The sequence below is a fragment of the Variovorax pasteuri genome (genome assembly GCF_051216435.1).
Taxonomy (GTDB): domain Bacteria; phylum Pseudomonadota; class Gammaproteobacteria; order Burkholderiales; family Burkholderiaceae_C; genus Variovorax.
On the sequence record NZ_JBPJZS010000001.1, the window covers coordinates 1,142,072 to 1,164,500 of the forward strand.

Genomic DNA, 22,429 nt, shown 5'->3' on the forward strand with positions numbered 1-22,429 from the left:
CAAGCAACAGCAATCTTCCGGAAACGACAGACGATGGATTCCCAACCTCCGCTCGACCTTGCGGGCCCCACCGACGGCGACACCACCCTCACGCTGGCCGACTACGCACAGACCGCCTACCTCGAGTACGCGCTCAGCGTGGTCAAGGGCCGCGCGCTGCCCGACGTGTCCGACGGCCAGAAGCCGGTGCAGCGGCGCATCCTTTACTCGATGTCGCGCATGGGCCTGGGCTTCGGCGGCACCAACGGCACCGTGGGCGCCAAGCCCGTGAAGAGCGCGCGCGTGGTCGGCGACGTGCTGGGCCGCTTCCATCCGCACAGCGACCAGGCCGCATACGACGCGCTGGTGCGCATGGCGCAAGACTTCTCGCAGCGCTATCCGCTGGTCGACGGCCAGGGCAACTTCGGCAGCCGCGACGGCGACGGCGCCGCGGCCATGCGCTACACCGAGGCGCGCCTGGCGCGCATCACCAGCCTCTTGCTCGACGAGATCGACGAAGGCACGGTCGACTTCATTCCCAACTACGACGGCAGCACCGAAGAGCCGCGCCTGCTGCCCGCGCGCCTGCCCTTCACGCTGCTCAACGGCGCGAGCGGCATCGCGGTGGGCCTGGCCACCGAAATCCCGAGCCACAACCTGCGCGAGATCGCCGACGCCTGCGTGGCGCTGATCAAGTCGAACGGCCAGTTGAGCGAAGAAGAACTCTTCGCCATCGTGCCCGGCCCCGACTACCCGGGCGGCGCGCAGATCATCAGCAGCGCGAGCGACATCGCCGACGCCTACCGCACCGGCCGCGGCTCGCTCAAGGTGCGCGCGCGCTGGAAGATCGAAGAGCTGGCGCGCGGCCAGTGGCAGCTGGTGGTGAACGAACTGCCGCCGGGCGTCAGCACGCAGAAGGTGCTCGAGGAAATCGAGGAAATCACCAACCCCAAGGTCAAGACCGGCAAGAAGGCATTGAGCGCCGACCAGACGCAGCTGAAGGCGGCGATGCTGTCGGTGCTCGACGTGGTGCGCGACGAGTCCAGCAAGGACGCGGCCGTGCGCCTGGTGTTCGAGCCCAAGACCTCGCGCATCAGCCAGGAAGAGTTCATCACCACGCTGCTGGCGCAGACCTCGCTGGAAACCTCGTCGTCGATCAACCTCACCATGGTGGGCATCGACGGCAAGCCGACGCAGAAATCGCTGCGCCAGATGCTCAACGAGTGGATCGCGTTCCGCCAGGTCACCGTCGAGAAGCGCTCGCGCCATCGGCTGAACAAGGTGCTGGAGCGCGTGCACATCCTCGAAGGCCGGCAGCTGGTGCTGCTGAACATCGACGAGGTGATCGCGATCATCCGCGCGGCCGAAGACCCCAAGGCCGCGCTGATGGCGCGCTTCAGCCTCAGCGAACGCCAGGCCGAGGACATTCTTGAAATCCGCCTGCGCCAACTGGCGCGGCTGGAGGCCATCAAGATCGAGCAGGAGCTCAAGGGCCTGCGCGAGGAACAGAAAAGGCTGGAGGACATCCTGGGCAGCCCGGCCGCCTTGCGCCGCCTGCTGGTGAAGGAAATCGAAACCGATGCCAAGACCTTCGAAGACCCGCGCCGCACGCTGATCCAGGCCGAGAAGCGCGCCGTGGCCGAAGTGAAGGTGGTCGACGAGCCTGTCACCGTCATCGTCTCGCAGAAGGGCTGGGTGCGCGCGCAGAAGGGCTGGGCGAGCGAGAAGGCCGCGGCCAACGGCGCGAGCGCGGAGAAGGGCGCCACGCCCGAATACAGCTTCAAGTCGGGCGATGCGCTCTACGGCGCCTTCGAATGCCGCAGCGTCGACACCCTGCTGGTGTTCGGCTCCTCCAAGGACAAGGGCGTGCGCGTCTACACCGTGCCCGTGGCCTCGCTGCCCGGCGCGCGCGGCGACGGCCAGCCCGTCACCACGCTCATCGAGCTGGACAGCGGCACGCACGTCACGCACTTCTTCGCCGGCCCGGTCGGCGCGAGCGTGCTGCTGGCCAACACCGGCGGCTACGGCTTCATCGCCACGGTCGAGAACATGATGTCGCGCCAGCGCGGCGGCAAGGCCTTCATCGACGTGGGCGAGGGCGAGCAGCTGTGCCGGCCTTCGCTGGTGGGCGGCGCGAGCGGCGCCGAGCCGATGCCCGCGGCCACGCACGTGGCCTGCGCCTCGACGGGCGGGCGCATCCTGACCTTCGAGATCGCCGAGCTCAAGAGCCTGCCCAAGGGCGGCCGCGGCCTCACGCTGATCGACCTGGAGCCCAAGGACACGCTCGCGGGCGCGGCGGCCTACACGCGCAGCGTGCGCATCGAAGGCATCGGCCGCGGTGCCAAGGAGCGCGAGGAAACACTGGAGATCCGCACGCTGAACAACGCACGCGGCAACCGTGCGCGCAAGGGCAAGGCGGCCGACCTGGGCTTCAAGCCGACCGGCGTCGTGCGGGTGCTGTGATGGGCGGCATCGACGTCAGCGTCATCGGCCTGTTCATCGCCGTGGTCACCGGCCTCGGCAGCTACGTGCTGGGCAAGCGCATGCGCGAGAAGCGCGCGGCGAAGAAGCGCGAGAAGGACCGCATCGCTTCGCAGGCCGGCGAGACCCGGCAGGTGCGCCGGGCGCGCGAGCGCAAGGAGCGCGGCGGGTAGCCACGCTCCGGCGCCGGGCCGGCCAGGCCTTCCCGGCCTTTTTCCGGGGGTTCAGCGCCTATTTGCGGGACAGGCCCAGCGCGTCGAGGATTTCCTTCTCGCGCTTCATCGCATCCACGGCAAAGGCGCGGTAGTCCTTCGCGCTCATGTAGTCCGGCTCCATCTCGTAGCGGGCCAACATCTCCCTGAACTCCTTCGTCTCCATCGCCTGCTTGAACGCATCGTGCAGTTTGGCGGCAATGACGGGGTCCAGCCCCTTGGGGCCTACCAGTCCCCAAGGCGAGGTCTGCACGATGTTCGCGCCGCTTTCCTTCAGCGTGGGCACGTCGGGGTAGCGCGCCATGCGCTTGTCGCCCCACACGGCGATCAGCCGCAGCTTTCCGGAATCCACGTAGGGCACGAAGGCGGAGGTCTCCGCCGCAGAGTCGACCTGGCCGCCCACGATGGCCTGCAGCGATTCGGCGCTGCCCTTGTACGGAATGTGGTTGAGCTCGATCTTGTACAGGCGCGACAGCTGCTCCATCGTCAGGTGGTTGGTGGTGGCGATGCCCGGGGTGCTGTAGGTCAGCTTGCCGGGGTTCGCCTTGGCGTGCGCCACGTAGTCCTTCAAGGTCCTGATCGGCGAGTTCGCGGGCACGACGATGCCGAAGGCGTAGCCGGTCAGGCCGATCACATAGCTCAGGTCCTTGGCCGGGTCCCACTTGATGTCGTTGGTGTAGGGCAGCCGGTAGACCCCGGCCGAGGCAATGCCCAGCGTGTAGCCGTCCGGCGTGGCCGACTGCAGGCTCTGCGCAGGCATCGTGCCGCCGACGCCGGGCTTGTTCTCGATGACGATGGGCTGCTTGAGGATGGCGCCCGCCTTTTCCGCGAGCACCCGCATCGGCGCATCGGTCGAGCCGCCCGGGGCGAAGCCGATCATGATCTTGATGGGCCGCGAGGGATAGGCGCCCGGCTTTTCCTGGGCGTGAGCCTGCGGGCCGGGAACGACGACGGCGGCAAGGCCGGCGAGCGTGAATGCGAGGGCGTGGAATGTGCGATGGCGCATGGGAGTGCTTGAAGTGATGGTGTTCATGGCGCGGTGTTCAAAGGCGTTTGCGCGAGCGCTTTCAGCACGCCCTTGAGCACCTTGCCGTTGGGTGCCGACGGCAGCGTCGCCATGGCGCGGATCTCGCTGGGTTGCTTGTAGGGCGACAGGTGCTCGCGCAGGTGCGCGCGCAACCGCGCGTCGTCGATGGGCATGCCTTCCCTGGTTTCGATGAAGGCCACGATTTCCTCGTTGTGCCCGGCCTCGCGCCCGACGACCGCCGATTGCACGACGCCCGGGTAGGCGTTCAGCACCTGCTCCACCTCGAGCGGATAGACGTTGAATCCCGAGCGGATGATCAGCTCCTTGGTGCGTCCGGAGATGAACAGCGCGCCGTCGGGCGTGAGCCGCGCAAGATCGCCCGTGTTGAACCAGCCCGCCGCATCGATCACGGCCGCGGTGAGCTCGGGGCTGCGGTAGTAGCCCTTCATCACACCGGGTCCGCGCACCCACAGCTCGCCTGCTTCGCCTGGTTCGACGCTGGCGCCGCCCAGGCCCTGGATGCGAAGCTCGACGCGCGGAATGCCCGGGCCGACGGCGCAGTCCTCGCGCGGCGTGTCCAGCCGTGTCTGCGCGACGGTGGGCGCGGTCTCGGTCAAGCCGTAGCCGTTGTGCAGCGGCAGCCTGAATTCCCGTTCCACCTCGGTCTTGAGGCTGGGCGTGAGCGGCGAACCGGCCACGCTGATCAGGCGCAGCGCGGGTGCGTCGATGGCCACGCCGCTCTTGCGCGCCCACTCCAGGATGCGGGCGAACAGCGCGGGCACGCCGGTGAACACGCTGACGCCATCGCGGCGCAGCGCCCGCACAGCGTTCTCGGGTGCAAAGCGCGGCTCGAGCAGCAGCGCGGCGCCCGCGCACATCGCGCCGAGGAACTGCGTCGACAGGCCCACCACATGCGCCATCGGCAGCACGCCGTAGACGACGTCGCGCGGGCCGAGCCGCCGCAGCTCGCGCGCGGAGGTGGCCACGAACATCAGGTTCGCGTGCGTCAGCATCACGCCCTTGGGCGCGCCCGTGGTGCCCGACGTGTAGACCATGGCCGCCACCTGTTTCGCGGGGTCGGCGTCGCAGGGCTCCGGCAGCACGTCCTCGGCGAGCGGGCCGATGGCGATTTCGCCCAGGTCGCTGTCGAAAGGCGTGGCCTGCTGGCGCTGCGCGTGGCCGCGCGCCTCGGGCGAGACATGGCACAGGTACAGCACGCGCCGCGCGCCGGAGTGCGCGATGAACTGGTCGATCTCGCGTGGCGACAGGCGCGCGTTCACCGCGACGGTCCAGGCGTCCAGCTTGCTCAGCGCCAGGAAGGCGACGCACAGCGCCGCGCAGTTCTCCCCGACGATGAGCACGCGGTCGCCGGCCCGCACGCCCGCGTCGGCCAACTGCCGCGCCATGGCGTCCATCTGCGCGCCGAGCTCGCCATAGCTCAGCGACACGCCGGCGTCGCGCAGCGCCAGCGCGTCGGGCTGCCCGGCGATCCAGGGCGAAAGAAGGTGGTGCACCCGAGGGGGCTGGGCGTGTGTCTCGGTTGTCATTGGTGGGTCGGTCCCGTGTTTCGAATGGCGGCGAGTCTATGAAGCAAGCGCTCCGAAGCATGTCTTTTGAAAACTGCACTGCAGAACAGAGAGCAGGGATTTCCCCAGTGAGAACGCACCGGGTTTCATCGCCTTCATTCGAGCGGCGGTGCAAGCCGGCATGCAGCTTCAAGTTCTGCAATGCAGTTTTGAATTCCGCTCGGCATGCGCTGTTCGGCGGTCCGGCATCCCAGAATGAAGTGGCCGCGCGGCAACCCGCGTGCATTCACAGACCGACCGACGAAAGACAACGCATGAACGACAAGAAAGCCATCCTCGTGATCGGCGCCGGAGACGCCACCGGTGGCGCCATCGCCAAGCGATTCGCCCGCGAGGGCTACATCGCCTGCGTCACCCGTCGCAGCGCCGACAAGCTCCAGCCGCTGGTGCGCGAGATCGAAGCCGCGGGCGGCCAGGCGCACGGCTTCGGCAGCGACGCCCGCAAGGAAGAGGAGATGGTCTCGCTGGTGGACAACATCGAGAAGAACATCGCGCCCATCGAGGTGGCGGTGTTCAACATTGGCGCGAACGTGCGCTTCGGCATCACCGAGACGACGGCGCGCGTCTACTTCAAGGTGTGGGAGATGGCCTGCTTCGGCGGCTTCCTCATGGGCCGCGAGGTGGCCAAGCGCATGCTGGAGCGCGGGCGCGGCACCATCATCTTCACCGGCGCCACCGCCAGCCTGCGCGGGCGCGAGGGCTACGCCGCGTTCGCCGGCGCCAAGCACGGCCTGCGCGCGCTGGCGCAGAGCATGGCGCGCGAACTGTGGCCCAAGGGCATCCACGTGGCGCACCCGGTGGTCGACGGCGCCATCGACACCGAGTTCATCCGCACCAACTTTCCCGAGCGCTACGCGCTGCTGGATCAGGGCGGCGTGGTGTCGCCGGACAGCATCGGCGAGGCCTACTGGCAGATCCACCAGCAGCCGCGAGATGCGTGGACGCACGAGATGGAACTGCGCCCGTGGATGGAAACCTGGTGAGCAGGGGAGCGACCATGAACGAGACGAACACCGTGAAGCTGCGCTTTCTCTTCGACTTCGGCAGCCCCAACGCCTACCTGTGCCACAACGTGCTGCCAGCCGTGGCGGCGCGCACGGGCGCTGCGATCGAGTACGTGCCGATCCTGCTGGGCGGGCTCTTCAAGCTCGCCAACAACCGCTCGCCGGCCGAAGCCTTCGCCGATATCGCGAACAAGCGTGCCTACGACGCGCTGGAGTTCCAGCGTTTTCTTGCGAAGCACCGCATCACGGCCTACCGCCGCAATGAATTCTTTCCCGTCAACACGCTGACCATCATGCGCGGCGCGGTGGCGGCGCAGGCGCTCGGCTGCTTCGAGCGCTATGTCGATGCCGTCTTCTCGTGCATGTGGGAGCGCAGCCTGAACATGGCCGATGCGACCGTGGTGGCCACCGCGCTGAACGACGCGGGCCTGCCCGCGGCCGAGCTCTTTGCGTCCATGCAGACCGCCGAGGTCAAGCAGGCGCTCATGGCCAACACGCAGGCCGCCTTCGAGCAGGGCGCCTTCGGCTCGCCCACCTTCTTCGTGAACGACCAGATGTTCTTCGGCAAGGACCGCCTGCGCGAGGTCGAGGAAGAAATCGTTTCGCAGCACAGCCACTGACAGTCCCCGGCACTTTCACCATGAAAACCAGAATCACTGAACTCTTCGGCATCGCGCACCCCATCATCCAGGGCGGCATGCATTTCGTCGGCTTCGCCGAGCTGGCCGCGGCGGTCTCCAACGCGGGCGGCCTGGGCATCATCACCGGGCTCACGCAGAAGACACCCGAACTGCTGGCGAAGGAAATCGCCCGCTGCCGCGAGATGACCGACAAGCCCTTCGGCGTGAACCTCACCTTCCTGCCGACCTTCGCCTCGCCGCCGTATCCCGAGTACATCGACGCCATCGTCGAAGGCGGCGTGCGCATCGTCGAGACGGCCGGGCGCAGCCCCGAGCAATACATGCCGCAACTGAAGAAGGCCGGCGTGAAGGTCATCCACAAGTGCACCTCGGTGCGGCATTCGCTCAAGGCGCAGGCCATCGGCTGCGACGCGGTGAGCGTCGACGGCTTCGAGTGCGGCGGCCACCCGGGCGAGGACGACGTGCCCAACTTCATTCTGCTGCCGCGCGCGGCCGAGGCGCTCGACATTCCGTTCGTCGCCTCGGGCGGCATGGCCGACGGCCGCAGCCTGGTGGCCGCGCTGGCGCTCGGTGCGGAGGGCATCAACATGGGCACGCGCTTCATCGCCACGCAGGAGGCACCGGTGCATGCGAACGTGAAGGCGGCCATCGTCGCGGCCTCCGAGCTCGACACGCGGCTGGTGATGCGCCCGCTGCGCAACACCGAGCGCGTGCTGAACAACGCGGGTGTGGAGGCCTTGCTCGCCATCGAGCGCGAGAAGGGCGCGGGCACGCAGATCGACGACATCCGCGAGTTCGTGGGCGGCGTGTACCCGAAGGTGATGGTCGACGGCGACATGGACGCCGGCGCCTGGAGCTGCGGCATGGTGGCCGGCCTGATCCACGACGTGCCGACGGTGGCCGAACTGGTCGCGCGGATCATGCAAGAGGCCGAGGCCATCGTTTCGCAGCGCCTGGCACGGCTGCTCTAGAGTAGGGCGCATGAAGCGCGCAGAAATCCATTCCAAGCGGGAGCTCGGCGAATACGAAGACGTCGAGCGCAAGGTCAACGCCAAGGAAGACCGGCACTTCGTGACGGCCCTCGCGCGCGGCCTGCAGGTGCTGCAATGCTTCGCCTCGGGCGAGGAGCGCCTGGGCAACCAGGAGCTGGCCGAGCGCTGCGGGTTGCCCAAGTCCACCGTCACGCGGCTGACCTACACGCTGACCAAGCTCGGCTTCCTGCACCACGTGGCGGAGTCGGGCCGCTACCGGCTGGGCATGGCCACGCTGACGCTGGGCGGCACCACGCTGTCGCGGCTCGATGCCAAGGAGGTGAGCCGTCCGCTCATGCAGCAGCTGGCCAACGACACCGGCTGCCTGATCGCGCTGGGCATGCGCGACGGCATGTCGATGCTCTACCTGGAAACCTGCCGCAGCGATTCGATCGTCACCATCCGGCTGAACATCGGCTCGCGCATTCCGCTGGCCACCTCGGCGATGGGGCGGGCCTACCTGGCCGGTGCCAAGCCGGGCGCGCGCCGCGGGCTGGAGGAGCGCATCCGCACGCTCGACGTGGCGGGCTGGCCGCGCATCGAGCAGGGAATCCGCCAGGCGGTCGCCGACATCGAGCAGTACGGCTGCTGCAGTTCCTTCGGCGACTGGCGTGCCGAGGTGAACGCCATCGCCTCACCGCTGCGGGTCGGCAAGGGCATGCCCCTGATGGTGCTGAGCGCGGCGGGGCCGCGCTCGATGGCGCCGGAGGCCTTCATGCAGGACGTACGCCCGCAGCTGCTCGATACGGTGCGCGCGATCGAGCGGCATTTCCGCAATCCGGCCTAGGCCCTGACAAGCAATCGAGCTCAGCGCAGCCCGACCCACCAGCGCGTGTTGGTGCGCGCCTGCCCCACCGTCACCACTTCGCCGATCACCGGCGTGGCCAGCTCGATCTTCTTCGCCTCGGTGAGGTTCGCGATGCGGTCCAGCGGGTCGTGCCAGGTGTGGAAGGCGAGGTCGAAGGTGCTGTTGTGCACCGAGAAGAACACCTTGCCGCGCAGGTCCTCGAAGGCCTGCACGCTCTGCTCGGGCGTCATGTGCACGGCGGGCCACATGGCGTCGTAGGCGCCGTTTTCCATCAGCGCGATGTCGAAGCCGCCGAAGCGGTCGCCGATCTGCTTGAAGCCGGGGAAGTAGCCCGAGTCGCCGCTGTAGAAGATGCGCTGGTCGCCGCTTTGCACCACCCACGAGGCCCACAGCGTGCGGTCGCGGTCGCCCAGGGTGCGGCCCGAGAAATGCTGTGCGGGCGTGGCGGTGAGCTTCACGCCGTCGTGTTCGCCGCCTTGCCACCAGTCGAGCTCGCTCACGCGCTCGGCCGGCACGCCCATCACCACCAGCCGCGAGCGCACGCCCAGGGGCACGAAGTAGCGTTGCACGCTTTTCGAGAGGTACTCGATGGTGGCCAGGTCGAGGTGGTCGTAGTGGTCGTGCGAAAGAATCACGCCCTCGATGGGCGGCAGCTGTTCGAGCGTGATCGGCGGCTGGTGAAAGCGCTTCGGCCCGGCCCACTGCACGGGCGACACGCGCTCGCTGAACACCGGGTCGATCAGCCAGTACTTGCCGCGCAGCTTGAGCAGGTGCGACGAATGGCCCAGGCGCACCACATGGTTGGTCTTGACGTCGAGCGCGTCGAGCGTGGCCCGGTCCAGCGGCTTCACCGGAATGGCGTCGACGGGCACGCTGTCGACCTTGCTGCCCACGATGAAGCGCGACCAGATGCGCCAGGCGCTGGCCTGCGCGGGCAGGTCGGGGTTGGCCATGTTGTGGAACCCGCCGTCCTTGAACTGGGGCGAGTTGTCGTAGCGTGCCTCGCCGCTGGCGGCGCTGCAGCCAGCGACGAATGCGCAGCCGGCCGCGGCCAGCGCGGTACCGCGACGCAAGAGTTGCGGCAGGTAGGAGCCCTGCGAGCCCGATTCGTCAGCCATGGGGAGCCTTCTTGATTGTGTTTGTCGGATGGCGGGAGATTAGCCATGGCAGGCGTTTCAATGGTTTCAGCCTTAGAAACATTCGGCAGGCAGGGCCTTTGCCTATGCCATGCGCTGTATGGCCGGCGCCCATGTGCCTCGGCACACTGGAAGGCTCGATCGGCTTCGACAAGGCGGCAGACCCATGAGCAGCAATCGCTATCCCATCATCTACGTGCGCGGCTACGCCATGACCGAGGCCGAGCGCGACGACACCGCGGCCGACCCGTTCTGCGGCTTCAACCTGGGCTCCACGGTGTACCGCGCCACGGTGAAGAAGGAAGCGCCCGCGCAGAAGTTCGTCTTCGAGTCGCCCGTGGTGCGGCTGCTGGCCGACTTTCAATACCAGAGCGTCTATCAGAACGGCCTGGACATCCTCGACCCCGACTGGAAACCATCGCCCGACGAGAACGGCAAGGACGTGGACGGCATTCCCTCGGCCTCGGTCATCATCTATCGCTACTACGACTCGGGCTCCGAACTGCTCGGCGACGGCCAGTCGAAGGACGTGACCGTGTACGCCCAGGGCCTGAGCCAGCTGATCCTGCGCGTGCGCGACCTGGTGGCCTTGCGCGAGGGGCCGGGCTACGACCGCGCCGACTTCCGCTGCTACCTCGTCGCGCATTCGATGGGCGGCCTCGTGGTGCGGGCCTTTCTGCAGAACGCCTCGCTCGGCGACGCGGCCGCGCGCGTCTGCGTCGACAAGGTGTTCACCTATGCCACGCCGCACAACGGCATCGACATGGGCGGCATCAACGTGCCGGCCTGGCTCACGGTCAACGAGATGAACACCTTCAACCGCGACAAGATGTCCGAGTTCCTGGCCACCGCGCCGGTTGACGGCCGCATGGACTACCTGCCGGCCACGGCCTTTCCGCCCGAGCGCTTCTTCTGCATGGTCGGCTCCAACCGCGGCGACTACGAAAGCGCCAAGGGCCTGTCGCGCATGTTCGCGGGCCATGGCAGCGACGGGCTGGTGCGCATCGAGAACGCCTCGCTCTGGTCGACCGATGCAGCCGGCAAGACCCAGCCGGTGGCCACCGCCTATACCTACCGCTCGCACTCGGGCTTCTTCGGCATCGTCAATTCCGAGGAGGCCTACCAGAACCTCGTGCGCTTCCTGTTCGGCGACGTGCGGGTCGACCTGTGGTTCGACGTCGACGGCGTCACGCTGCCGCCCGACCTGCCCGCGGGCGCCGACGTCGACGCGCTCTACCAGGTCGAACTGCTGGCCGCGCCGCGCGGCAAGCGCTGGTACCTGAGCCGGCGCGTGGCGGAAGAAGACTCGCCCGCCTGCCGCACGCACAAGGAACTGACCGACCCTGCCAAGGCCGACCGGCGCGCCATCTACCTGTCGAGCGTGTTCCTCGCCAACAAGGCCCGCGTGAAGCAGGACCGCCCGACACTGGCCTACGCCATGACCCTGGGCGTGCGCGTGCCCGACTACCAGGTCAACAACAAGTTCTGGCTCGACGGCCACTACGAGGGCAGCTCGCTGTTTCGCGACACGCTGGTCATCGAGCTCTCGCCGCCCGCGCCGGACGATGCGGCGCAGGACTGGAGCGTCAAGTACGGCTGGCAGACCGACACGGCAGGCAAGGCCTCGCTGCCGATCAGCCCAAGGCAGCTGGCCGGTGGCAAGCTGCAGTTCGTGGTGCCGCTGTCGAGCCTGGGCGCCGCGCCGGCCGCGCCCGGCATCAGCGGAAAAGTACGGCTCGAGGTGAGTGCCTGGAACTGAAGCGGGCGGCTACGATGGGCGCCATGAAAACTGCCATCCTTGTCATCGATGTCCAGCGCGGTCTGTGCGACGACCTGCCGCGTCCCCATGAAGCCGAAGAAGTGATGCAGCGCATCAACGCGCTCACCGAACGCGCCCGCGCGAGCGGCGTGCCGGTCGCCTTCATCCAGCATGAGAACGCGGTGGACCTGGAGTTCGACTCCGAGCGCTGGCAGCTCGCCAGCGCGCTGAACACCGACTCGCGCGACGCGAAGATCCGCAAGACCACGCCCGACTCGTTCCTGCGCACGCCGCTCGAAGCCTGGCTGTCGGACCAGGGCGTGAAGCGGGTGGTGATCTGCGGCTACTCGTCGGAGTTCTGCGTGGACACCACCACGCGCCGCGCCGCCGCGCTGGGCTACGAGGTGGTGCTGGCCGCCGACGCGCACACCTCGCACGACAAGCCGCATGCCACGGGCGCGCAGATTCGGGCGCACCACAACGCCACGCTGTCGGACATCACGAGCTTCGGCGTGCCGATTCGCGCGGTGCCCGCTGCCGACATCGTGCTGGCCGGTTGACGATCACCGCCACGCCGGTTGGCCGTCAGCGGCAAACAAACCCGCTTTCACCCCTCTGTTGCAGCTTTGACTGCCAACCCGCCTTGCAGCGCGTCCGTTGATAATTGTTGCTTCGACCGGCTGCCTTTATGGCATTACTGGCAATGCCAAACCCTGAAACCGTTCCTGGCCAAGGTCAACCAAGTTACATATTGCGACGTTGATCTTCGATCTGTCCGGACGATGAGAAATGATCGGCAACCTGCCGATGCGCGTTCCACACGTCATCAGACCCATGAACAATTCCTCGTGTGTCGCAGGTACGGCAACCCGGTTAGCACCTTTTAGAATCATGTCCAGTCTCACCTGAGGTTTTGCAAGTCATGCTCATCATTGGCATTGCCGTAGCCTCTTTTTTTGCAGGTGTTGTCGTCGGAGTGATAGGCATGAGCCTGCTGGCCATGGCCAAGTCCGAGGACTGAACTCGCAGCGTGCGCTGATCGCCGCAGCCATCCCTGCCAGCGGCCGCAGGCTCAAGACGCAAGTCGGCCGCACGTCGAAGAACACCTCGCCGGTGTCCCCCCCAGGTCGCGAAAGCCCGCCGCGCGCCGCGTCATAGGCCTTGGCCCAGCGCTTGGCCAGGGCGAACTCACGCCTGCTCGCCCGACACCAGTCAAGGGCTTCAACACTGCCCAATGTGGGGGTGGTCCTTGGCCACCGTTGGCGCTAACATCTGTATATTCATCCAGTAGTTTTACGGTTGCTGGAGTCAAAGGGATACCCCTTTATCAAAGTACAGCTGGCAGTCTTCACCATGGGCCTTCCTTTCCTCGACTCCTTTTCCGCCGCCGCGGGCCGCGGCGTCTGGCATGCCGACGAGCTGGGCCTGGCCGATGCGCAGGTCGTGGCCACCGGCCACGCCGCGCTCGACGCCGAGTTGCCGGGCGGCGGCTGGCCGGTCGGGGCCATGACGGAGCTGCTGCAAGCCTCGCCCGAAGCGCATGTGTGGCAGCTGTTGCTGCCCGCGCTGGCGCAGGCCGTGCAGGCGCGCGGCGGGCCGGTGGTGCTGATCGGACCGCCCTACGAGCCTTGCGGGGCGTCGCTTGCGGCCCAGGGGCTGCCGGTGGAATCGCTGATGTGCGTCAAGAGCGAGGCGGCGCCCGCGCGCCTCTGGGCCTGCGAGCAGGCGCTGCGCTGCGCGGACGTGGCGGCCGTCGTGGCGTGGCTGCCGCAGGCGCGGGTGGGCGAGCTGCGGCGGCTGCAGCTGGCGGCTGCACAGCATGAGCTGCTGCTGTTCGTGTGCCGGCCCGAATCGGTCGCGTTGTCGGCCTCGCCCGCGCGCCTGCGCATCAGCGCCGATCGCTGCGAGGCCGACGCGTCGCAGATCGAACTGCACATCCTCAAGCGCCGCGGCCCGCCGCTGGCCGCGCCGGTGATGCTGCCGGCGCGCAACGCGCGCATGACCGCGCTGCTGGCCGCCGCCCGGCTGCGGCGCAAGCTGCGTTTGCAGCAGCAGGGCACGGTGCCCGCCGGCGCGACGGCCACCTCGGCCACCGTGGTGCGCATCGACGCATGGAAGGGAGGCCAGGATGCACTGGATCGCCTTGCAGTGGTCGCTTGAGGCCGATACCCCCGATACCCCTGACACCCCCGATGCCGCCCGCGCCACCGATGTCGTGGCCCTGCCCACGCCTGAAGCCCTGGGCTGGTGGGCGCTGCAGTACACGCCCCACGTCGCCTGGCAGGACGAGGCACTGATGCTCGAGGTCTCCGCCTGCGAACGCCTGTGGGGCGGCCGGACCCCGCTGATGCGGCAGTTGCTCGCGTCCAACCCCGTGCCCGGCGCGCGCATGCTGGGCGCCCAGGGCGCCACCAGCCTCATAGCGCTGGCGCGGCTGCGCCTGTTCGCGCGCGAAGAGCGCCGTCCCAGGGAGATTCCGGCCGGCCTGCCGCTGGACACGCTGACGGCCGCCCACGGCCACCTCGACCTGCTCGCGCGCCTGGGCTGCCGCACCTGGGGCGACGTGGCGGCGCTGCCGCGTGGCGGCCTCACGCGGCGCTTCGGCGCGGAACTGCGCGTGGCGCTCGACGCCGCCTGGGGCCTGCGCCCCGAAAGCCACGCCTGGCTCACGCTGCCCGACGTGTTCGAGCAGAAGCTGGAGCTGCCCGCGCTGGCCGAGACCGGACCCGAACTCATGTGGTCGGCCAACCGGCTGCTGTCGGCCCTGCAGATCTGGCTGCGCGCACGCCAACGCGGTGCGCGCGCGCTCGAGCTGCAATGGACGCTCGACCTCAAGCGCTTCAACGGCGTGAACCTGCCGCCGCACCAGCAGCTCACCGTGCGCACCGCCGAGCCCACGCAGGACATGGCGCACCTGCGCCGCCTGTTGTCCGAAAAGCTCGCCCTCACCACGCTGGCCGCGCCCGTGAGCTGGCTGAGGCTGCGCACGCTGGAAACCGACCCGTGGGCCGGCGCCAGCACCAGTTTCCTGCCGGAAGACAACCGCAAGGGCGACAGGCTGCACGAGATGGTCGAGCGGCTCAGCGTGCGGCTCGGGGCGCAGCAGGTGGTGGTGCCGTCGGCGCAGGCCGACCATCGGCCGGAGCGCAAGCAGGCGTGGCGGCCGGCGCTGCAGAAAGAAAATTCACCCGGCAAGGCGCTCGACAAGGCTCGCAAGCAAGCGCAGGCCGCCGCGTCGCAGCCCGACGCCCTCTACCCGCCGTGGCTCTTGCCCGAGCCGCTGCTGCTCGACATGGACGGCGAACGCCCGTGCTACCGCGGTCCGCTGAGCCGGTTGATCGGCCCGCAGCGCGTGGAGGCCGGCTGGTGGGGCGGCAAGGAAGAGGGCGGCCAGCCCGCACTGCGCGACTATTACGTCGCGCAGAGCCCCGAAGCCGGGCTGGTGTGGATCTTTCGCGAGCGGCACGCCGCGCGCTTTTCTGCCGGCGAGGTGCGCTGGTACCTGCAGGGCTTCTATGCCTGAACTCAGCGACAAGCAGGAGCGCAAGCGCCAGCCGGCCAAGGTGCATGCGCTGCCGGTGCAGATGCGGGCGCGGCCGGCGGCGGAACTGCCGGGCTATGCCGAGCTGCACTGCCTGACCAACTTCAGCTTCCAGCGCGGCGCGTCGACGCCCGAGGACATGGTGGACCGCGCCTACCAGCTCGGCTACGAGGCGCTGGCCATCACCGACGAATGCTCGGTCGCCGGCATCGTGCGGGCGCACGTTTGCCTGCGCGGCATGGAGCTCAAGCTCGACGCGTACGAACGCGAGAACCCCGACGAGCCGAAGATTCCGCGCAACCCGGGCTTTCGCCTGCTGTTCGGCAGCGAGTTCCAGTTCGAGCGCTTCAAGCTCGTGGTGATCGCGAACGACACCGAGGGCTGGGGCAACCTGTGCGAGTTCATCACCACTGCGCGCACCACCGAACTGCCCAAGGGCGAATACCGCGTGAGTTGGGACGACAGCGACATGGCCTCGCTGCAGCACTGCCAGGTGCTCTTCGTGCCGAACCGCAACCCCGGCGGCGCGGTGGACACGGCCACGCTGCACGAAGACCTGGCGGCCGCCAGGGCGCTCTACGCAGGCAACCTCTGGCTGGCCGTGGAGCTGTTCAACGAGCTGGACGACGACCTGTGGTTCGTCACGCTGATGCAGGCGGGCGAGCAGGCCGGTGTGCCTCTGGTGGCAGCCGGCGACGTGCGCATGGACGTGCGTTCGCAAAAGCCGCTGCACGACGTGCTGACGGCCGTGCGCGAAGGCAGGACGGTGGCCGAGTGCGGCTTCGCATTGCAGTCGAATGCCGAGCGGCACCTGCGCTCGCGTGTGCGGCTGGCTCAGTTGTACCTGCACGACATGCTGGACAACACGCGGGTGGTGGCCGAGCGCTGCAGGTTCGATCCGGAGGTGATTCGCGAGAACTACAAGTACCCGCTCGAGAGCGTGGGCAGCCACGAGACGCCCACGCAGACGCTGGTGCGCAAGACCTGGGAAGGGGCGCTCGAAAGGTATCCGCTCGAGCGCCATGCCTCGGGCATTCCGCAGGCCGTGTGCCGGCAGGTGCGCAAGGAGCTCGACCTCATCATCGAACTCGAATACGAGATGTTCTTCCTCACGGTGGAGAACGTCGTCAGCTTTGCCAGGAGCAGGGGCATCCTTTGCCAGGGGCGCGGTTCATCGGCCAACTCGGCGGTCTGCTATTGCCTGGGCATCACGGCCATCGATCCCGAGAAGGGCACGCTGCTGTTCGAGCGCTTCCTGAGTCGCCACCGCAAGGAGCCACCCGACATCGACGTCGACTTCGAGCACCAGCGGCGCGAGGAGGTCATCCAGTACATCTACGAACGATACGGCCGCGAGCGCGCCGCCATTGCCGCCGTCGTCATCTGCTATCGCTCCCGCAGCGCGCTGCGCGACGTGGGCAAGGCCATCGGCATCGACGAACGGCTGATCGACGAATTCGCCAAGGACCATTACTGGTTCGACGACACCTTGCTCGGCGAGCAACTGAATGCGGCGTGCGAGCGCGCGGGCGTGAAGGAGGACGCGCTCAAGCTCGAACACTGGATCGAGATGACGCAGCGGCTCAAGGGCTTTCCGCGCCACCTGAGCCAGCACGTGGGAGGCTTCGTGCTCACGCACACCAAGCTCACGCGGCTGGTGCCGATCGAGAAGGCCTCCATGAAAGACCGCTCCGTCATCCAGTGGGAGAAGGACGACCTCGAGGCCATGGGCATGCTCAAGGTCGACGTGCTCGCGCTCGGCATGCTCAGCGCCATTCGCCGCGGGCTCGACCACATGAACCGCTGGCGGGGCTCGATGGTGGAGATGCACCAGGTTCCCAACGACGACCCGCAGGTGTTCGACATGATCTGCGACGCCGACACCGTGGGCGTGTTCCAGATCGAGAGCCGCGCGCAGATGTCGATGCTGCCAAGGCTGAAGCCGCGCACTTACGAAGACCTGGTGATCGAGGTGGCGATCGTGCGGCCCGGGCCCATACAGGGGGGCATGGTGCATCCGTATCTCAAGCAGCGCGAGCGGGTGCGCAAGGGCTTGCCGATCCACTACGAGAAGGAAGAACTCCGCCCCGCGCTCGAACGCACGCTGGGCATCCCGATCTTCCAGGAGCAGGTGATGCAGATCGCGATGATCGCGGCCAAGTTCTCGGCCGACGAAGCCGATCAGCTGCGCCGTGCCATGGCGGCGTGGAAGCGCAAGGGCGGCCTCGACAAGTTCCACGAGAAGCTCGTCGAGGGCATGAAGGACAACGGCTACAAGATCGAGTTCGCCGAAGCCATCTTCAAGCAGATCCTCGGCTTCGGCGACTACGGCTTTCCCGAGAGCCACGCCGCGAGCTTCGCGCTGCTGGTCACCGTGAGCAGCTGGCTGAAGAACTACGAGCCCGCCTGCTTCCTCGCCGCGCTGCTCGACTCGCAGCCGATGGGCTTCTACAGCCCCTCGCAGCTGGTGCAGGACGCACGCCGACATGGCGTCGAAGTGCGGCCGGTCGATGTCATGGTGAGCGAGATGGACACCACGCTCGAAGCCCGTGCGCCCGATGCCCCGCGCATGCCGGCGGGCACCGACGCGCGCTACGCCGGGCGCCTGGGCAACGACAACCAGCCCGCGGTGCGGCTGGGCCTGAACCGCGTCCAGGGCCTCAGCGCGGCAGGTGCCGAGCGGCTGCTGAAAGCCCGCGCACAGGCCCCTTTCACCGGCACCGAAGACCTGGCCCTGCGCGCCGAACTCGAGGCCAAGGACATGGCCGCGCTGGCCGCGGCCGATGCGCTGATGGCGCTCTCGGGCCATCGGCGACAGCAGGTGTGGGACGCCACCGCCACCCGCGGCATGGGCGCGCGCGCGCCGGCCCTGCTCAAGGGCGTGCCCATCCACGAGCAGGCGCTGCTGTTGCCGGCCGCGCCCGAGGGCGAGGAAATCGTCGGCGACTACGCGGCGCTCGGCCTCACGCTGCGCCGCCATCCGCTCGCGCTGCTGCGTCCGCGCCTGGCGCGCATGAAGCTCATGAGCGCGGCCGAGCTGCGCGAGATGGCCACGGGCCAGACCGTGCGCGCCTGCGGCATCGTCAAGGGGCGGCAGCGGCCCGGAACTGCCAACGGCACCATCTTCGTCACGCTGGAGGACGAGACCGGCAACGTCAACGTGATCGTCTGGAACCATGTCATCGAGGCCTGGCGCGAGCCGCTGCTCAAGTCGCACCTGCTCGCGGTGCAGGGCACCTGGCAGCGCGACGACGACAGCGGCGGCAAGGTGCAGCACCTGGTGGCCACCGGCTTCAAGGACCTGACGCCGCTCATGGGACGGCTGGCGCAGAGCAACACCAGCCGCGACTTCCATTGAACCGAATGCAACCGATCGTTCCATGCCTCGCGCCATTCGCGAGTTTTCGCTAACCTGTTCCTGACATGTCCGAACTCCTGCTTGAACCCCCTGTCGCCACGCCTATCGGACCGCCGCCGCCGGCGCCCGATGTGCCCAACCCCGTGCAGCCGCCCCCCATGCCGCCGCCCGAGGGCGATCCGCCGCCGGCAGTGCCGCCTTTCACCGACCCCGGCTTTCCGTCTCCGGTGATGGACCCGCCGCTGCCGCTGCAGAGGGCCGCCCCCGAGGTGCCGTTCGGCAAGCTGCATGCGCGGCGCCTGCGCGAGATCTACCGCTCGGCCGGCTGGCCGTGCTGCGACGCCATCGAGGTCGAGCTGCTCGCGGGCGGCTACCTGGCGCGCGTGCGCACCGTGCACGGCCACGAAACGCTGCGCGTGACCGATGCCGGCATCGCACGCATCGCCACCACGCTCACCCTGAACCGCGCTGCGTTGTCGCCGCACGAGGCGCTGGTGGAGCGCGTGGCGCGCGAGATGACGCGCGGCGGGCGCATCGCGTGGCGCGGTCTCGGCCTGCGCGCCAGGCTGCCGGCGCTGGAAGAGGGCGGCAAGGCGCGCTGGTGCATTGCGCGGCCCGATGTGTTCTCGATCCGCAATACCAGCGTCGAGGCCTATGCGCATCCCATCGTCCATGAGGTGAAGGTGAGCCGCGCCGACCTGCTGGGCGACCTGCGCAAGCCCGACAAGCGCGCGGCCTACCTCGACCTGGGCGGCGAGTGCTGGTACGTGCTGGGCAATGACGCCAAGGGGCGATGCATCGCCACACCCGACGAGGTGCCGGCGGAATGCGGCGTGATGGTGCTCGAAGCAGATCGCCTGGTGGTGGCGCGCGCCGCGGTGCATCGCGCGTTCGACCGCATTCCGTTCGCGGTGTGGCTGGCGCTGGCCAAGGCGCAGCCCATCGCCGGCTTCGAGGACGACGCGCAGGACATGCTGATCTGACGCGCGTGCGTGCGTCGGCTCATGTCACGGCGTCGTAGCTGCGGTGCGCGATGGCGACAACGTCGTCCGGCATGAACTGGCTCGTCATCCGGCGCAGGCCTTCTTCACGGTCTTGCACACTGGCCGCGGCGTCGAACATCTGGTCGCAGATCTCGAGGATGTCCTGGGTGATCCGCTCGTAGCGGTAGTAGGCCAGCGCCACGGCGTCGATGTTCGCTGCGCCGTAGCCTTCGTAGAACAGCGCTTCCTGCGCCGGCTGGTTCCACACGTGGCCTGCACCGCCGCCGATGAACATCAGGTCGCATTCTTTCGGCGCGAGCATGAGCTTGTGCCAGCCGACGATGGACAGGCGCTCGCCGTCGCCCACGAGCACGTTGCCTGCATGAAGGGCGGCGTGGCACGGCACCAGCTGCGGTGGGCGTTCCAGCAGGATGGACGCGAGCTGCTCGCTGCGGTAGACGATGGTGTCGATCTCTTCGGCGTGCGCTTCCCAGAACGCGAAGAAACGCGCGACGATGTCGTCGCCGGTCACGCCGTTGATGAACCGGCGCTGATAGCGCCGAACGCCTTCGCGCCAGTGGTGGACGTAGCGTTCCCTGGGGAGGCTCGCCGACAGCGCCTCAGGCAATGCCGTGCGGTGGATGGCACCCAGTGCGGCACCGAGCGTGCGCCACTGCGTGTCCGTCAATGCGCGCGCCAAGCCGTTGGGGCCGTCGAAGAACGGGTAGAGCGCCCAGCCGAAGCCTTCGCTTTGCACGCTCGGCCGCGCGTGCGTTGTCGGCAACGGCGCCATCACGGCCTCGATGCCTTTCTCGTGATGAAGAAAGGCCGGCACGCTGACGACCGATGGATCGAACCCGTCGCGGCGCAGCTTGAGGAAGTACGCGGTGCCGTCATCGGCATCGACGCGAAAGGCGGCTGAATTCACGTCGGCGCCGATCGGCAGGAACCGGGCATTTGCGTTGTTCAGCCCGTATGCCTTGGACAGGCATTGCCGGATGGATTCGTGCGAGAGGTCTGGGGGCGTCAGCATGTGTTTGCACCCGACCGAGAAAAGACGGGTCAATGAAAGACCCGCAACGATAGCGCGACTCCCCAGTGCGCCCTGTAAGACGTCAGCAGCTCGTGCCGCACGTGCGGCCATGGATGCGAGCAGACGAGGGCAAAGCCGGTCGACATGCGGCGAAGCTCGGGCAGTTCAAGCACCCGGCGGCCACCAGCTCTCGGCCGTCGTGCGTATCACGCGCGCGGCCTGAACGCGCACATCGTTTCCCTCATGCAAGTCGCCAGGGCCCGTCTCGCGGGCTACCTTGAAAGGCCAGGTCGAGAGGCGACCGGTGCGCGAACGCGTCTGCAACTGCTGCAGGCGGGAAAAGAAAAGCGCCTGCGCCGGGGCGGACGCAGGCGGGTTGGCGGTGGTCATGGTGTCGCCTCGGTGGTGTTCTTGGAGACGAGCAATTTTAAGGAAATACTGTATTTATGTACAGTATTTTCACAGTCTCAAACCACTGGCGGATCCGACCGGTCTCAGGGCCGGGCCGGCGCGCCGAGCACGGCCTCCAAGTCGATGGCCGCGGCCATGGCCTTGTAGCCCGCATCGCCCGGGTGCAGGTGGTCGCCCGAGTCCATCGCCGCCTTCATGCGCGACGGATGCGCCGGGTCGCGCAGCAGCGCGTCGAAATCGACCACCGCATCGAACGCGCCGCTTTCGCGGATCCAGCGGTTCACGGCCTGGCGCACCTTGTCCTTCTCCGGCGAATAGTGACCTTCGAGCGGCGTGCCTTCCAGCGCACGCTCGTTCGGGGGGATGGTGGCGCCCATGATGCGCACGTTGTGGGCGTGCGCCATCTCGATCAACGCGCGAAAGCCCTGGATCAGTTGTTCCGCGCGCACCGCGGGTTCGCCCGGCGCGAACGGGCCGCCCGGCCAGCCGATGTCGTTGGTGCCCAGCATCACGACCATGGCACGCACGCCGGCTTGCGCGAACACATCGCGGCCGGCGCGCTCCAGGCCGGCGCGGCCCATGCCGTCCTTCAGCAGGCGGCCGCCCGAGATGCCGGCGTTCAGCACCGCCACATTGCGGCCCGCCAGGCGCTCGGCCAGCGCGTCGGGCCAGCGCGTGTTGGCGCCCGGCGTCGAACCGTTCCCGTCGGTCAGCGAATCGCCGAAGGCGACGACGGTGGCTGGCGGCGTGGACGTTTCCACGATCAGGCTGCTGACGTAGACGCGCGTGCTCCAGGGCGTGGCCGCCGCAGGCATGCGCTGCGCAGCCGTCAGATCGCCATCGGCCACGTAGGCAGTCTGGCGTGCATCGAAATGAAAGCCCGCGGGCTGGCTGGGTTGCGGCAGATAGAGCGACACGGCGACTTCGCCGAGCGCGGGAACGGCGATGTCGATCGGGTCGCTGACCAGCCGCGCGCCGGGCGCCACGGTCGCTTCGGTCTGCCCGCCGAAACGCAACGGCCGGTCGCTGCCTTCGACGATGGCCGAACCGCCGGCATGCCTTGCCACCCGTGCTGCGCCGATGTGCAGCGGCGCCGTGCCGCCTTCGTTGCTGATCACCACGCGCAAGCGCGTGCCGCCGATGCTCAGGCGTGCCACCTGGCGCACGGTCTGCCGGTTGAACTGGAAGGGCAGGCCCAAGGGCAGCACGAAGTCGCCGTGCCAGAGCGGCTGCGTGCTGGCCATCCAGCTGGGGCTCCAGTGCGTGGCCACCGGTGGGGCCGCCGACGCGACGGCTGCGCCGGCCAAGGTGAGCGCAAGGGCGCCGTGGCGAAGGATCGATGTGAATGAAGGTGCCGTCATGGAAGATGTCCTTGAGAGAAGTTGAAACCAGGCCTCGACTTTCTTTCATGCCCATCTGGATGGGTAGACGGCAGAATG

18 protein-coding genes are annotated in these 22,429 nt (G+C 68.1%); 12 read left to right on the forward strand and 6 right to left on the reverse strand.

The window, feature by feature from the left end; translation table 11 throughout:
* Positions 1–33 precede the first annotated feature (33 nt).
* On the forward strand, positions 34–2,442 hold the full coding sequence (parC, locus tag ACSFBM_RS05415; RefSeq protein WP_435483445.1) for a DNA topoisomerase IV subunit A: 2,409 nt from the start codon (positions 34–36) through the stop codon (positions 2,440–2,442).
* Positions 2,442–2,633 (forward strand): hypothetical protein, encoded by a 192-nt coding sequence (locus tag ACSFBM_RS05420; RefSeq protein WP_435483446.1) that lies wholly within the window; start codon positions 2,442–2,444, stop codon positions 2,631–2,633. Before parC ends, ACSFBM_RS05420 begins: the two co-directional genes overlap by 1 nt.
* 58 nt (positions 2,634–2,691) lie before the next feature.
* Here the strand turns inward: ACSFBM_RS05420 and ACSFBM_RS05425 are convergent, their stop codons facing one another.
* The gene (locus ACSFBM_RS05425) at positions 2,692–3,678 is read right to left on the reverse strand and encodes a Bug family tripartite tricarboxylate transporter substrate binding protein (RefSeq protein WP_435483447.1); all 987 of its coding nucleotides are present in this window, start codon (positions 3,676–3,678) and stop codon (positions 2,692–2,694) included.
* Positions 3,679–3,701: 23 nt separating this feature from the next.
* The gene (locus ACSFBM_RS05430) at positions 3,702–5,246 is read right to left on the reverse strand and encodes a class I adenylate-forming enzyme family protein (protein WP_435483448.1); all 1,545 of its coding nucleotides are present in this window, start codon (positions 5,244–5,246) and stop codon (positions 3,702–3,704) included.
* Positions 5,247–5,539: 293 nt separating this feature from the next.
* On the opposite strand from ACSFBM_RS05430, the gene ACSFBM_RS05435 reads away from it, so the two are divergent.
* From ACSFBM_RS05435 to ACSFBM_RS05450, 4 genes are read left to right on the forward strand one after another with little or no spacing between them, the layout of a single operon-like run.
* On the forward strand, positions 5,540–6,268 hold the full coding sequence (locus tag ACSFBM_RS05435) for an SDR family oxidoreductase (protein WP_435483449.1): 729 nt from the start codon (positions 5,540–5,542) through the stop codon (positions 6,266–6,268).
* A 14-nt stretch (positions 6,269–6,282) separates the two neighbouring features.
* A complete protein-coding gene (locus ACSFBM_RS05440) occupies positions 6,283–6,909 on the forward strand; it encodes a 2-hydroxychromene-2-carboxylate isomerase (RefSeq protein WP_435483450.1) in 627 nt (208 codons plus the stop codon).
* 20 nt (positions 6,910–6,929) lie between these two features.
* Positions 6,930–7,901: an NAD(P)H-dependent flavin oxidoreductase gene (locus tag ACSFBM_RS05445; protein WP_435483451.1), complete on the forward strand. Its 972-nt coding sequence runs from the start codon at positions 6,930–6,932 to the stop codon at positions 7,899–7,901.
* Between the two features lie 10 nt (positions 7,902–7,911).
* On the forward strand, positions 7,912–8,748 hold the full coding sequence (locus ACSFBM_RS05450) for an IclR family transcriptional regulator (protein WP_435483452.1): 837 nt from the start codon (positions 7,912–7,914) through the stop codon (positions 8,746–8,748).
* A gap of 20 nt (positions 8,749–8,768) precedes the next feature.
* Here the strand turns inward: ACSFBM_RS05450 and ACSFBM_RS05455 are convergent, their stop codons facing one another.
* On the reverse strand, positions 8,769–9,887 hold the full coding sequence (locus ACSFBM_RS05455; protein WP_435483453.1) for an MBL fold metallo-hydrolase: 1,119 nt from the start codon (positions 9,885–9,887) through the stop codon (positions 8,769–8,771).
* A gap of 184 nt (positions 9,888–10,071) precedes the next feature.
* Between ACSFBM_RS05455 and ACSFBM_RS05460 the strand changes: the two genes are divergently transcribed.
* The 6 genes from ACSFBM_RS05460 to ACSFBM_RS05485 all read left to right on the forward strand — a co-directional run bounded on the left by ACSFBM_RS05460 (position 10,072) and on the right by ACSFBM_RS05485 (position 19,546).
* A complete protein-coding gene (locus tag ACSFBM_RS05460) occupies positions 10,072–11,664 on the forward strand; it encodes an esterase/lipase family protein (protein ID WP_435483454.1) in 1,593 nt (530 codons plus the stop codon).
* Between the two features lie 23 nt (positions 11,665–11,687).
* Positions 11,688–12,224 carry a cysteine hydrolase family protein gene (locus tag ACSFBM_RS05465; RefSeq protein WP_435483455.1) on the forward strand — a complete coding sequence of 179 codons (537 nt, stop codon included), beginning with the start codon at positions 11,688–11,690 and terminating at the stop codon, positions 12,222–12,224.
* Between the two features lie 793 nt (positions 12,225–13,017).
* Complete coding sequence (imuA, locus tag ACSFBM_RS05470) at positions 13,018–13,824, forward strand: translesion DNA synthesis-associated protein ImuA (RefSeq protein WP_435483456.1); 807 nt, start codon at positions 13,018–13,020, stop codon at positions 13,822–13,824.
* Positions 13,793–15,187 (forward strand): Y-family DNA polymerase, encoded by a 1,395-nt coding sequence (locus ACSFBM_RS05475; RefSeq protein ID WP_435483457.1) that lies wholly within the window; start codon positions 13,793–13,795, stop codon positions 15,185–15,187. Before imuA ends, ACSFBM_RS05475 begins: the two co-directional genes overlap by 32 nt.
* A complete protein-coding gene (locus ACSFBM_RS05480) occupies positions 15,180–18,563 on the forward strand; it encodes an error-prone DNA polymerase (RefSeq protein WP_435483458.1) in 3,384 nt (1,127 codons plus the stop codon). The genes ACSFBM_RS05475 and ACSFBM_RS05480 overlap by 8 nt, the downstream gene beginning before the upstream one ends.
* Before the next feature lie 65 nt (positions 18,564–18,628).
* Positions 18,629–19,546, forward strand: a complete 918-nt coding sequence (locus ACSFBM_RS05485) for a hypothetical protein (RefSeq protein ID WP_435483459.1) — start codon at positions 18,629–18,631, stop codon at positions 19,544–19,546.
* A gap of 19 nt (positions 19,547–19,565) precedes the next feature.
* On the opposite strand, the gene ACSFBM_RS05490 is transcribed toward ACSFBM_RS05485, so the two are convergent.
* From ACSFBM_RS05490 to ACSFBM_RS05500, 3 genes are all read right to left on the reverse strand, one after another.
* Positions 19,566–20,579 (reverse strand): phosphotransferase enzyme family protein, encoded by a 1,014-nt coding sequence (locus ACSFBM_RS05490; protein WP_435483460.1) that lies wholly within the window; start codon positions 20,577–20,579, stop codon positions 19,566–19,568.
* A gap of 165 nt (positions 20,580–20,744) precedes the next feature.
* Positions 20,745–20,969: a hypothetical protein gene (locus tag ACSFBM_RS05495; protein ID WP_435483461.1), complete on the reverse strand. Its 225-nt coding sequence runs from the start codon at positions 20,967–20,969 to the stop codon at positions 20,745–20,747.
* 104 nt (positions 20,970–21,073) lie between these two features.
* On the reverse strand, positions 21,074–22,351 hold the full coding sequence (locus ACSFBM_RS05500) for an SGNH/GDSL hydrolase family protein (RefSeq protein WP_435483462.1): 1,278 nt from the start codon (positions 22,349–22,351) through the stop codon (positions 21,074–21,076).
* Between the last annotated feature and the right edge of the window lie 78 nt (positions 22,352–22,429).

Bases quoted from the DNA above. Each gene is read 5' to 3' on its own strand.
- ACSFBM_RS05485 (WP_435483459.1), top strand. From the start codon at position 18,629: ATGTCCGAACTCCTGCTTGAACCCCCTGTCGCCACGCCTATCGGACCG.
- ACSFBM_RS05495 (WP_435483461.1), bottom strand. From the start codon at position 20,969: ATGACCACCGCCAACCCGCCTGCGTCCGCCCCGGCGCAGGCGCTTTTC.
- ACSFBM_RS05455 (WP_435483453.1), bottom strand. From the start codon at position 9,887: ATGGCTGACGAATCGGGCTCGCAGGGCTCCTACCTGCCGCAACTCTTG.
- ACSFBM_RS05440 (WP_435483450.1), top strand. From the start codon at position 6,283: ATGAACGAGACGAACACCGTGAAGCTGCGCTTTCTCTTCGACTTCGGC.
- ACSFBM_RS05445 (WP_435483451.1), top strand. From the start codon at position 6,930: ATGAAAACCAGAATCACTGAACTCTTCGGCATCGCGCACCCCATCATC.
- ACSFBM_RS05460 (WP_435483454.1), top strand. From the start codon at position 10,072: ATGAGCAGCAATCGCTATCCCATCATCTACGTGCGCGGCTACGCCATG.
- ACSFBM_RS05475 (WP_435483457.1), top strand. From the start codon at position 13,793: ATGCACTGGATCGCCTTGCAGTGGTCGCTTGAGGCCGATACCCCCGAT.
- ACSFBM_RS05490 (WP_435483460.1), bottom strand. From the start codon at position 20,579: ATGCTGACGCCCCCAGACCTCTCGCACGAATCCATCCGGCAATGCCTG.
- ACSFBM_RS05465 (WP_435483455.1), top strand. From the start codon at position 11,688: ATGAAAACTGCCATCCTTGTCATCGATGTCCAGCGCGGTCTGTGCGAC.
- ACSFBM_RS05420 (WP_435483446.1), top strand. From the start codon at position 2,442: ATGGGCGGCATCGACGTCAGCGTCATCGGCCTGTTCATCGCCGTGGTC.
- ACSFBM_RS05480 (WP_435483458.1), top strand. From the start codon at position 15,180: ATGCCTGAACTCAGCGACAAGCAGGAGCGCAAGCGCCAGCCGGCCAAG.
- ACSFBM_RS05500 (WP_435483462.1), bottom strand. From the start codon at position 22,351: ATGACGGCACCTTCATTCACATCGATCCTTCGCCACGGCGCCCTTGCG.
- ACSFBM_RS05450 (WP_435483452.1), top strand. From the start codon at position 7,912: ATGAAGCGCGCAGAAATCCATTCCAAGCGGGAGCTCGGCGAATACGAA.
- ACSFBM_RS05430 (WP_435483448.1), bottom strand. From the start codon at position 5,246: ATGACAACCGAGACACACGCCCAGCCCCCTCGGGTGCACCACCTTCTT.
- ACSFBM_RS05425 (WP_435483447.1), bottom strand. From the start codon at position 3,678: ATGCGCCATCGCACATTCCACGCCCTCGCATTCACGCTCGCCGGCCTT.
- imuA (WP_435483456.1), top strand. From the start codon at position 13,018: ATGGGCCTTCCTTTCCTCGACTCCTTTTCCGCCGCCGCGGGCCGCGGC.
- parC (WP_435483445.1), top strand. From the start codon at position 34: ATGGATTCCCAACCTCCGCTCGACCTTGCGGGCCCCACCGACGGCGAC.
- ACSFBM_RS05435 (WP_435483449.1), top strand. From the start codon at position 5,540: ATGAACGACAAGAAAGCCATCCTCGTGATCGGCGCCGGAGACGCCACC.